Origin of the sequence: Sphingopyxis sp. (assembly GCF_036402335.1) — a bacterium.
Classification (GTDB): Bacteria; Pseudomonadota; Alphaproteobacteria; order Sphingomonadales; family Sphingomonadaceae; genus Sphingopyxis.
The window spans coordinates 1-11,621 of record NZ_DASWTD010000501.1 but is presented as its reverse complement, the minus strand read 5'-3'; the positions used below and the strand labels follow the sequence as shown (position 1 = coordinate 11,621).

General features: G+C 63.3%; 7 protein-coding genes and 1 pseudogene. 5 read left to right on the top strand and 3 right to left on the bottom strand.

Annotated elements, in window-relative coordinates:
- Both VGD20_RS16360 and VGD20_RS16355 read right to left on the bottom strand, forming a co-directional pair.
- Nucleotides 1–356 (bottom strand): annotated as a pseudogene (locus VGD20_RS16360) (hypothetical protein); the annotation flags it as partial.
- Between the two features lie 63 nt (nucleotides 357–419).
- A complete protein-coding gene (locus tag VGD20_RS16355; RefSeq protein WP_331135460.1) occupies nucleotides 420–878 on the bottom strand; it encodes a helix-turn-helix domain-containing protein in 459 nt (152 codons plus the stop codon).
- Nucleotides 879–1,319: 441 nt separating this feature from the next.
- On the opposite strand from VGD20_RS16355, the gene VGD20_RS16350 reads away from it, so the two are divergent.
- A complete protein-coding gene (locus tag VGD20_RS16350; RefSeq protein WP_331135459.1) occupies nucleotides 1,320–2,417 on the top strand; it encodes a GGDEF domain-containing protein in 1,098 nt (365 codons plus the stop codon).
- 116 nt (nucleotides 2,418–2,533) lie between these two features.
- Here the strand turns inward: VGD20_RS16350 and VGD20_RS16345 are convergent, their stop codons facing one another.
- On the bottom strand, nucleotides 2,534–3,538 hold the full coding sequence (locus tag VGD20_RS16345) for a LacI family DNA-binding transcriptional regulator (RefSeq protein WP_331135458.1): 1,005 nt from the start codon (nucleotides 3,536–3,538) through the stop codon (nucleotides 2,534–2,536).
- A 145-nt stretch (nucleotides 3,539–3,683) separates the two neighbouring features.
- Here VGD20_RS16345 and VGD20_RS16340 point away from each other — a divergent pair, with 145 nt between their 5' ends.
- The 4 genes from VGD20_RS16340 to VGD20_RS16325 form a co-directional block, all read left to right on the top strand.
- Complete coding sequence (locus VGD20_RS16340) at nucleotides 3,684–5,105, top strand: MFS transporter (protein WP_331135457.1); 1,422 nt, start codon at nucleotides 3,684–3,686, stop codon at nucleotides 5,103–5,105.
- A gap of 260 nt (nucleotides 5,106–5,365) precedes the next feature.
- Nucleotides 5,366–8,767, top strand: coding sequence for a TonB-dependent receptor (locus VGD20_RS16335; protein ID WP_331135456.1), 3,402 nt, complete (start codon nucleotides 5,366–5,368; stop codon nucleotides 8,765–8,767).
- A gap of 74 nt (nucleotides 8,768–8,841) precedes the next feature.
- Nucleotides 8,842–10,389, top strand: a complete 1,548-nt coding sequence (locus VGD20_RS16330; protein WP_331135455.1) for a tryptophan halogenase family protein — start codon at nucleotides 8,842–8,844, stop codon at nucleotides 10,387–10,389.
- On the top strand, nucleotides 10,386–11,621 hold a 1,236-nt coding region (locus VGD20_RS16325; protein WP_331135454.1), incomplete at its 3' end, for a tryptophan 7-halogenase. The genes VGD20_RS16330 and VGD20_RS16325, both read left to right, overlap by 4 nt.

The window sequence follows — 11,621 nt, the reverse complement described above, 5'->3', positions numbered from 1 at the left end:
ATCCAGACATGCTCGACGCAAAAGGCGGCGACCCAGCCGGTCGAGGCGCATCCCCCGGCAAGGGGGAGCATCGCGTCGAGGAAGCTGTCGACGTCGAATTCGAGCCCGCCATATTTGCGCGGCAGGAAATGATAGAAGCAGCCCGTGGCGCGGATCGCGTTCCAGACATCGGTGACGGGGCGGCGGCTCCGCTCGCACTCGGCCGCGTGTTGCTGGAGCAGCGGCTTGAGCGCGGTCGTCCGGCGGATCAGCTCTTCGGGTGTCAGCGCGACCAGCGCCTCGCGCGACAGGAAATCGTCTCCGGCCGGGATTACCGGTTGCACGGTCGGGGGCAGTTCCGCATCGGCCACGGCCATATCTCCTCTCCTGTTATGGGGAGAAGTTTGTCAGGTAAACTGACAAAGTCAATAGTATTCTAACTATTTTCGTTCGAGCGGCCGTAGATCGGGAATCGGCCCCCAATCCATTGAAATCGCGTCGTCCAGTGCACTCAGGCGATCTTCGCCGAGGCGCGTACCAAGATGCTCGTGCAGTCCCGTCATAACCATTTCCGCGGCATGGCGAAGCGGCGCCGAGTCGGGATGGAAGGTAATTTTCTGGGCACGGCGGTCGTGCGGATCGGGTTCGGCAACGAGGATGTTGCGTTCGACCATCGTGGCGATCAGCTGGCTCATCGACTGGCGCGTGATACCGAGGTTCGCCGCGAGGCGTGCCGGGCGGGTCTCGCCCATCGCGATATTCGCGAACAGCATCGACTGGGTGCGCGTCGGCGTCGGCCAGCCGTCGCGGCGCAGGTTGGATTGAAGCGCTTCGTCGTACCAGTAAACCGCCCGCAACAGGTGGATCATGGTCATCGGATAGCTGCGTGCTGGCTTCATCGGCGCGTCCCGCCCTTTTGTCTGGAGCGCGCGGGGGATGGACCAGTTCGGGTGCGCTTGCCAAGCCCCCTCGTGCCTTCCCGCCAGATACACGCGTCGACGCGGTGCGTCCCGGCCTCGTCGACACGCCGATCATCGATCCGGCCAGTCCGGCTACATTTCGCTCAAGGAAATGACGCCGCGCGGCCGCGCCGGGAGTCCTTGAGTTAAGTGTCTAGATAGCTGCCAGTCGGCCACCGGCCATCGTTGCGCTAATGAGCTTCGGTCCGCGGAAAAATTTCACTGGATGTTGAGCAAGTCGCTGCTCTGTCGTTCCAGCATTCACCTGACCTTTACCAACAGCATAGCATCCCCTCCGATCAACCGGATCGGGAATCCGATTTTTCGCCGTTGGTCGAGTGTATGAATTATTATAATGTCATAGGTATTCTAAATACGAGCATGGCAGCGATATTCTGCATCGCGCTGCTGGCGATCTGGCGAAACAACCGCGCTCTGAACTATATTCGGGTATTCGGCCTGTCGTACGCGGTCAGGTCGCTGTGTTTTGGCATATTCTACTTTGCCTTCTCGCTGGAAAATCCGGTTTTGCGCTACTCGGCGAACATCTTCCTGCTGTTCGCGATCATGCTGCTGTCCATAGGTTTGTCGAAGCGGCGCGGGCGACGGCCTCGCCACGGGGCTCTCCTTGCTATTGGAGCGCTCACGCTGGGGCCTCTCCACTATTATCAATTCATGGATCCGAACCTGCTGGCCCGGGTTATCATCCTCAATTCCGGGCTGGCTGTCCTCAGCCTTCTGATGCTGCTGGATGTTGCAAAGGCGCCGCGTCGTACACCGGTCGAGCAGGTGTTTCTCGGTTTGCTGCTCGTCTCCTTCGCCGGCTATCTTCTTCGGCCGCTGTTCCTGATTGCGTCAGGCGCCTCCGGCCAGCGGTTTGAAAGTTCGTATTGGCTTGTGGTTTCGATTTCCGACGCGCTCATCTGCGCGATGACGGCGGTCGGGGTCCTTGCGGTTATCGCGAGCGACGTGATGGACGGCATCAAGTCGGATGCGCTGATCGACAATCTGTCGGGATTGTTCAACCGACGCGGTTTCGAGCCTCGCGCGCTCCGAGCAATGGCGAGGCAGGCAACTGGAAAGCCGGTGGCGATCATCCTTAGCGATCTCGACCATTTTAAATCGATCAACGATTTGTTCGGTCATAGTAGCGGTGATTCGATCATCCGGCACTTCTCGAACGTCCTAAAGGAGGAAGCACCGGGAGGCGCGATTATCGCGCGTCTGGGCGGTGAAGAATTCGCGATCATGCTACCCTCAGGCGCCGCCGTCGCCGCGCACGAACTGGCCGAAGAGATCAGGACGGCGTTCAAGCAAAGCGCCCCGGATATTATGCCCGGCGAGGCAAGCCCGACGGCAAGCTTCGGCGTCGCGATTGCGAGGGAAGATGAAAACCTGCAGGCTCTGTTGGATCGCGCCGACCGCGCGCTTTACAGAGCCAAGGGCGACGGTCGCGACCGCGTGCATCTGTCAGAGTAGACCAAGCCATGGTTCCGAGAGATTGCGAACGCGCGAGAAGAATGTCGCTTCTTCAATTGGATTTCTCAAAAGCGGCCGGTCCGCAACCGGCCCCTTCGAAAGCATTTTAAAAGTCGTTAGGCGCCGCAGGACTCGCGAACGATCAGATGCGTTGGCAGATAGTCGAGATATTGCTCAGCGTTCGGGTCCATGACCTGCGCAACGAGGCGTCGCCCCGCCTCGAGTGTATCCTGCTGGATCGTCGTCAGTGCCGGTGTGCTGAGTCGCGCTAGCAGCATATCGTCATAGCCCGTTACCGACACGTCCTTCGGCACCGACAAGTTGGCCTTGCGCAGGGCACGGATCGCACCGAGCGCAATGAGATCGCTCGAGGCAACGATACCGTCGAGCTTGCGCCGGCGCGAGAGGAGTTGGTTCAGCGCCCGCTCGGCCGACTCGAAGCCGAAGTCGACGCGGATGTCGAGCGACGGGTCGGGCTCGAGCCCGTTCGCCTCGAGCGCTTCGAGATAGCCTTGCCGCCGCTGCATCGCCTCGGGATCGTTCGAGCCAACGAAAGCGATCGCCTTTCGGCCGAGGCGCGCGAGGTGCATCGTCGCGCGGCGGCCGCCCATGACATTGTCCGATCCGACCGAGGGATATTTCTGCCCCGGCAGATGGGCGCCCCAAACGACGAAATTGCTGTTTGTCTCGGCCAGCCGGTTGAAGCCGTCGTGCAGCATCGACTGGCCGAGGAAGATCACGCCGCTCGCGCGGCCGCTGTTCATTACCGTGGTGAGGTCGTCGAAATCGCGCGGCGCGGTGTGGCTGACGGTGAAGTCGCAGTCGCGCGCGCGCGCCGCCTCGCCGATGCTCGCAAGCAGTTCAAGGAAGAAGGGATGCGACAGCGGGAGCGGTCGGCCCTGCATGTGCGGGGTGACGACGACGATCGATCCTTCCGCGCCGATGGGTGCTGCGGGCATGTACGAGCGAAAAGGATAATTATGCTCGCGGGCGAGCGCCCAGACCTTTTTCTTGGTCGCGAGGCTGATGAGGGGATGATCGTTGAGCGCGCGCGACACGGTCGAAATCGAGACACCCGCCATCCGCGCCAGGTCTTCCAATCTGATATTGTTGGTGCTCATAAGGGCCAATCCGTGTTCGACGTCGCGAGAGCGTTAGCACAAGGAGGGGAGGGGTATGCAAGATTTGCATGCCGTAGACGGTCTGGAAGCCAAGGAAAATCCTGTTCGGCAGTCGCGCGCTGTGCCGCCTTTGCAGATATGGAGCATGTGTTTTGCATTATTTGGCATCCAGATCGTCTGGGGGCTGCAGAACGCCAACACGAGCCGCATCTTCCAGGCGCTCGGCGCCGACGTTGCCGAACTGCCCTTGCTGTGGATCGCGGGGCCGATCACCGGGCTGATCGTGCAGCCGATCGTCGGCCATTTGTCCGACCATTCGCGGTCGCGATTCGGGCGGCGGCGCCCCTTCCTGCTCGGCGGGGGACTCGTCACGGCGCTCGCCTTGCTCGTCATGCCCAATGCGCCGACCCTGTGGGCCGCGATCGGCGCCTTGTGGCTGCTGACGGCCTCGATCAACATCGCGATGGATCCGTCGCGGGCGCTTGTCGCCGACAACCTTCCCGAAGCGCAGCGCGCACGCGGCTATGCGATCCAGGTCTTCTTCATCGGCATCGGGGCGGTCTTTGCCTCGTCGCTTCCGTGGATATTGGTCAATTGGTTCGGCGTATCGGGAAGCGCGGCGGCGGGCGGCCTGCCGACCGCGGTGCGCTATGCTTTCTACATCGGCAGCGCCTGCCTGTCGGTTTCGGTCCTGTGGACGGTCGTTTCGACGCGCGAGGTGCCGCGAACCGACCCCGGGCCGCCGGAAACCGGGGAGGCGCGGCCCGTGCGCCGCTTCGGCTGGCCGCTCGCGCTTTCCGGCGCGCTGCTGCTCATGGCGGCGGCGGCGTTCGGGTGGCAATGGGAGATATTCGTCCTCGCCGCCGCCGCGCTGATCGTCGGGCTCGCGCATTTCGCAGCGACGCGGCGGCAGGCGCGCGGCAATGCGCCGCTGGGCTTGCTCCAGATCGTCGAGGATTTCCTGTCGATGCCCGCCGCGCTCAGGCGTCTCGCGATCGTGCAATTTTTCACATGGTTCGGCCTTTTTGCGATGTGGATCTATGCCGTGCCCGCGGTTGCGCGTCGTCATTTCGGGAGCGGCGATCCCGCATCGGCCGCCTTCAATGCCGCCGCCGACTGGGTGGGCATATTGTTCGCGGGTTATAACGGCGTAGCGGCGGTTGCGGCGCTGATCCTCCCTTCGGTCGTCACGCGGATCGGCGAACGCGCGACCTATGCGCTGTGCCTGCTGGCCGCAACCGCGGGAATGGCGGGGTTCGTCCTGATTGCCGACGCGCAATGGCTCTGGCTGTCGTCGCTTGGCATCGGCCTCGGCTGGGCGGCCATCCTGTCGCTTCCCTATGCGATTATCGTCAACGCGGTGCCGCCCGAGAAGGTCGGCGTGTATCTCGGCATCCACAACGTGTTTCTTGTCATCCCGCAGCTTGTCGCAGCGGTGTGTCTCGGCCCGCTCGTTGCCGGGGCGTTCGGCGGCGATCCGGCCATGGCACTCGGAATCGCCGCCATCTTTGTGGGAATCGCGGCATTGGCCGCGCTGCTCGTCCCCCGCGCCGCCCACCCTTGCTGATGGTTTATGCAAATATTTGCATCAACTGACCGCGACGCAAACGTATGCAATTTTGTCGCCCCGCTCCTTCGTCCTTCTGCGAAATTGGTATTAAAACACTGATAATATTAAGATATTTGTCGCAATACCGTTACGGACAAATGCGCTTGCCATTTCTGCAACAATACGCAAAAACATGCAAAAGGATCGCAGGGGCCGCCCTGACGCATCCGCAATGAAAAGCTCCGGAACAAGGGAGCACGAATGGGAAGGGGAGGACGATGAGGCTCAACGGTTTCGCAAAGGATTGTGGTCGCCGCCTATTGGGTGGTGCCTCGCTGTCGGTGATGATGATCGCCGCGGCGCCCGCGTTCGCGCAGGATGCGGCGCCCGAAGGCGGCGCGGGCAATGACGAGATTGTCGTCACCGGCGTGCGCGCGGCGCTCGAAGATGCCGCCGGCCGCAAAAGGGACGCGCTGACGGTCGTCGACTCGATCACCGCTACCGACATCGGCGCCTTTCCCGACAAATCGGCCGCCGAGGCGCTGCAGCGCCTTCCGGGCATCACCGTCAACCGCCTGCAATCGGCGGATGACTCGACGCACCCGTCGGGCGAGCCGACCGATGTCCTCATTCGCGGCCTCACCTTTGTGCGGACCGAGATCAACGGCCGCGACAGCTTCTCGGCGGACTCGGCGCGCGGGCTCCAGTTCAACGACATCGCACCCGAACTGCTCGCCGGTATTGATGCCTACAAGAACCAGACCGCGGACATGATCGAAGGCGGGATCGCCGGCACTGTCGACCTGCGGACGCGCGTGCCGTTCGATCAGGGCGGGCTTGTCGTCACCGGCACTTTCCGGATGAACTACGGCGATCGCTCGGGCCGCTGGACCCCCGAATTCTCGGGGCTCATCAGCAATACCTGGGACACCGCGATCGGCCGTTTCGGCATTCTCGCGAGCTACGCGCAGAGCCATGTCGTCACGCGGACCGAGAGCGTGATCATGGACAAGATCGACACCTATTGCTCGGCCGGTTTCGGTACCACAGGGCCGGACAACGTCGTGCGTGCCACCCCCGGCGCCGATGGCAGCCTGCCCTGTACCGCAAACCCCTTTGGCGGAACGGGCTGGGCTTATGCGCCTGACGGCGTCCGCTATTCGCAGGTCGATTATGATCGCAAGCGGCGCGGCATTGCCGGGGCGCTGCAATATGAAAATAATTCGGGCAGCCTGCGCGCGACGATCCAATATATCGACTCGCACTACACCAATGCGTGGCTCGAACGCGCGAGCCACGCGATCCTCGACGGCAATTATTTCGGTACCCGCGCCTATAATCCGCGTACCGGGTCGGTTCTCGTCGGAAGCAGCGGCCTGACCTTCGGCCCCGACGGCATGTTGACCGGAGGGTTGCTGACCCAGCCGCATGGCAGTTTCAGCGGGACGACCGAGAGTCTGCAGGCGGCGATCAACGCGGGGTCGGCGGTGCCGGGTCAGCCGTTCGTCAACTATTGCGGACCGGGCCCCGGCGGGGCCTGCACGACGCAGCGCGACGGGCTCTATTTCCAGAACGAAGCGCGCAATTTCGACCATCGCGAAGGCACGCGCGATTTTTCGGCCAACATCAGCTGGGATGCCAGCGACCGGCTGCATTTCGATCTCGACGCGCAATATATCGACGCCTCGACCTATAATAACGACATACTCGTCGCGACGGGATCGATGGCCAACTACGACTATAGCGTGAACGGCGACGGCACGCCGCAGGTCACGCTGCTGCCGGGCTCGAACGTCAATTATGCGCCGGGCGGCCTGGCCAATGCGCACAATTATTGGATCCCGTTCATCCAGGGACATGTCGAGGATAATGACGCCAACGAACTCGCGCTGCGCGGCGACGTCGAATATGACTTTCCCGAAAGCAACTGGCTTGACTCGCTGAAGGTCGGGGTGCGCTACGCCGATCGCGAGCAGACGGTGCGTTACTCGACCTTCAACTGGACGCCGATCGCCGCCAACTGGAATTGCAACGGCCCGGGCTTCAATGCCGACAATACGACGGGCGGCGCCTATCCGACGAATAGCGGGAACTGCGGCGGCAATGCCGGCCATGCCCCCTTCAAGGGCTATGGCGCAGGCATCTGGGAATCGCAGAGTCTCGGCGACTTCTATAACGGCAGCGCCTATCCCAACGGGCCGCTCGTTTTCCTGAATCGCGACACGCTTCGCGATTTCCCGCGCCTGATCCAGTCGCTCGGCGGCGCGAACACCGCATCGCCGCTCGGCACGGGCTATACCGCGATTTGCGACCGGCCCGAGGCAACCGTCGATGAATGCTTCACATCCGGCGAAAAGTTCAAGGTTCGCGAGCAGACCGAAGCCGCCTATGCGATGGTCAAATTCGGGGGCGACGACAAGCTGATGCTCGGCAGCGTCGCGCTGCAGGGAAATGTCGGCCTGCGCGTGGTCCGCACGAAGATTGACAGCACGGGCAGCGTTGCCTTTCCGGCGACGAACATCTTCGACAACCTCGTGCCTTGCAACACGCCTTTGACCGGCAACAACGTCGTCAATCCGCGTTGCTATCTGACGCCTGAGATCATCGCGTTCGCCAATGGTGCGGCCGCCGAAGACAAGTATAAGACGTCGCGCACCGACTGGCTCCCAAGCCTCAACCTGCGCTTCGGCTTCGACCAGAAGACCTTCGTCCGCTTTGCCTATTCGCGGGCGATCTCGCGGCCGCAGTTCGGCTATCTGCGCAACACGCTCGCGATCAACGCGCCGGTGATCAACACCACCGCGGATTCGCCCTATGTCGTCTATAGTTCGCCGACCGCACCGCACACGCCGGAGAATGTCCGGGGCTATAATTTCGTGTTCCTCGCCAATTCGGGCAATGCGGCGCTGAAGCCGCTCCGCGCCGACCAGTTCGATCTGACCTTCGAACGCTATATGGGATCGAACAGCTCGCTGGCCGTCGGCATCTTCTATAAAAAGCTGACCAATGCGATCTCCTTCGGTCAGTTCGGCCGCGATGTCACCAACGGGACGTCCACCCAGACGGTGCAGATCAACGGGCCCAGCAACGTCCGCAAGGGCGGCGAAATCTGGGGGACCGAGCTAGCCTATCAGACCTTCTTCGACTTTCTGCCCGGGCTGCTCAGCGGGCTCGGCATGCAGGCGAACTATACCTATGTGCATCAGTCGAAGATCAGCAATTCGAACCTGTTCACCGCCTCGTCCAGCGGTGATGTCGGCGCATTCGGCGCGGGGCAGCAATCGCTCGGCGGTTCGGGCTTCGTCTTCGATTCGCATCGGCTCGCGGGCATCTCGAAGCACACGTTCAATCTCGTCGGGCTATATGAAAAGGGACCGGTCGGCCTGCGCGTCGCCTATAACTGGCGGTCGCGTTATCTGACGCAGAATCTCGACTGCTGCATCGGCTTGCCGGTGTTCCAGAAGGCGGCGGGATTCCTCGATGCCTCGCTTCGCTACTCGCCGACGCCGTGGCTGGAGCTTTCGGTCGACGGGACGAACCTGCTCAATACCACCACGGTCTATCAGCAGCAGGTGTTCGGCGATTCCCCGCAGACTCCGGGGGCTGCGGCGAAATATTTCGACTCCGCCTGGAGCCGGGTCGACCGCCGTTTCCAGTTCGGCGCGCGCGTCAAATTCTGATCCCGGGGATGGCGCGGCCGTCAGGTCCACGGGCGGCCACGCTATTCCGACCAAGAGGGAGCGAAGGATAGGACATGGCCGGGCCGGAACCCTATCGGATTGTCATTCTCGGCGGCGGGACCGCCGGCTGGATGAGCGCCGCGGCGCTGGCTGGTCTGCTTCCCGCCGCCGATTACGACATCACGCTGATCGAAAGCGACGAGATCGGCACCGTCGGTGTCGGCGAGGCGACGCTGCCACACATCAAGACCTTCAACGATATGCTCGGCATCGACGAAGCCGAGTTCATGCGCGAAACCGGCGGAACGATCAAATTGGGAATCGAGTTCGTCGACTGGCTGCGCGAAGGGGCGCGATATATCCACCCTTTCGGCACCTTCGGCGACCGCTGGGCGGGCAGTGATTTCCAGCATCACTGGGCGCGGGCGAGGCTCGACGGGAGCGACGACCGGTCGCTGCAGGCCTATAGCTTCGCGGTCGCCGCGTGCCACGTCAACGGCTTCGAGCATCCGAATACCGACCCCGGATCGATCCGCTCGACATACAGCTATGCCTATCATTTCGATGCCGGGCTCTACGCGCGCTATCTGCGCGGCTGGGCGACGGCACGCGGCGTGCGGCGGATGGAGGGCAAGGTCACCGGGGTCGAACGCCACGGCGACAATGGCGATGTCGCCGCGCTCAGGCTCGAAACCGGTATGGAGATCGCAGGCGATCTGTTCGTCGACTGCTCGGGTTTTCGTTCGCTGCTGGTCGGGCAGACGATGCAGGTGCCGTGGATCGACTGGAGCGAGTGGCTGCCGTGTGACCGGGCGTTCGCCGTGCCCTGCCTCGGGATCGAGCCGATCACCCCCTATACACGCTCGACCGCGCGGCGGGGCGGCTGGCAGTGGCGCATCCCGCTCCAGCACCGCATCGGCAATGGCTATGTGTTCTCAAGCCGCTTCTGCGACGAAGAGGAGGCGCGCAATACGCTGCTCGCCAATCTCGATGGCGAGGTGCTCGACGAGCCGCGACTGCTGCGCTTCGCGGCGGGACGGCGCGCGCAAGGCTGGGCGGGCAATTGCGTCGCGATCGGGCTCGCGAGCGGTTTCCTCGAACCGCTTGAATCGACGAGCATCTTCCTGATCCAGGCGGCGGCGATCGACCTCGTGGCGTTGATGCCGCGCCGCGGCCAGGGCATCGATGCGTGCGCGGTGCGCGAGTTCAACCGGCTGTTCGGGATTCACTACGACCGGACGCGCGACTTTCTGGTGCTCCACTACACCGCGAACGAGCGCGTCGGCGAACCGCTGTGGGACCATGTGCGCACGATGGCTTTGCCCGAAAGTCTGGCGCATCGGCTTGCCCTGTTCCGGGAGAGCGCGGCGGTACCCGAATATAGACTCGGTCTCTTTTCCCGCGATAGCTGGCTCTCGGTTCTCGAGGGGCAGGGCGTTCTGCCGTCGGCTGCGAATCCGCTAACCCATCGCATGTCGGCGGTAGAGCGTCAGGCGCGTCTCGACGATCTGGCCGCGCGCATCGCGGTCAACGCGGCGGAGATGACGCCGCATAGCGAATTTCTTGCCGGTTATTGTGCGTCGAATGCGACCGTGCGTCCCGGCGCGGCGAGCGCGGCATGAGCGTGCGCCGCCTCGTCATCGTCGGCCGCGATGCGCCGCTCTGGCTCGCCGCCGCAGCGCTGCGCCGCGCGCTCGCGCCTGCGGGGATCGCGGTCACCGCGGTCGCGCTGCCGTCCGAAGCCAGCGCGGCGGATATCCACGCCACGCTTCCCGCGATCGAGGCGCTGCACAACCAGATCGGCATCGACGAGGCCGCGCTGCTGCGCGGGGTGCGCGGCGCCTTCACACTCGGACAGAATTTCGTCGATGCGACCGGCGCCGGGCAGGCGCCCTTCCTCCACAGCTATGGCGCGCATGGTACCGGCATCAATGGCAGCGATTTCTTCCCGCACTGGGTCAAGGCGCGGCACCACGGGCTGGGCGTCGGGATCGACGATTTCTCGCTGATCGCGACGGCCGCGCACCACGGCCGGCTGTTCCTGCCCGATGCCGACAGCAAGAAATATGCCCGCGCCGATTACGGCTATCATCTACCCGCTGCCGCCTATGCGAAAAGCCTGATGGCGATTGCGCGGCATCTGGGGGTCGAGATCGTCCCGGCGGCGAGTGTTGGCGCCGAACGCGACGGCAAGGATATCCGGGCATTGCTGCTCGACGACGGCCGCCGTGTCGAAGGCGACCTTTTCGTCGATGCGACGGCGGACGGGCTGTTGCTGCGTGGCGCGCCCGGCATGTCGTTCGAAACATGGCAGACACCGGGCGACCGGATGCTGTCGGCGCTGGCGCCGCGCTTTACGGCGTTGCCCGTCTATGCCGAGATGCGCGCCGGAACGACCGGCTGGACCGGGCTGATCCCGGGCATGACGCACACGCATGTCGTCCACATCTGGTCGAGCACGGCGATATCGGACGACGCGGCGGTCGAAGCTGCTGCGGCTGCGAGCGGACTGCCGCTCGATTCCGTGACGATTCGTTCTTTCGCTCCCGGCATCGCCGCCGAACTCTGGGCGGGCAATGTCGTCGGCATTGGTGAGGCGGGCGTCATTCTCGATCCCGTGCATGGGCTCGAATTCCACGCCTTGCAGCTCGGCATCGTCCATCTTCTAGAAAATTTTCCAGCCGATGGCGGTAATTATTCCTCGCGCCGTGCCGAATATAATCGCACACTGCGCTCGCATCTGGCGCGCATCGCCGATTTCCAGATCGCCCATTACGCGTTGCAACATTATGCTGGACCGTTCTGGGATGCGGCGCGGGCGGCCCCGATGCCCGACGAACTCGCGCACCGGATC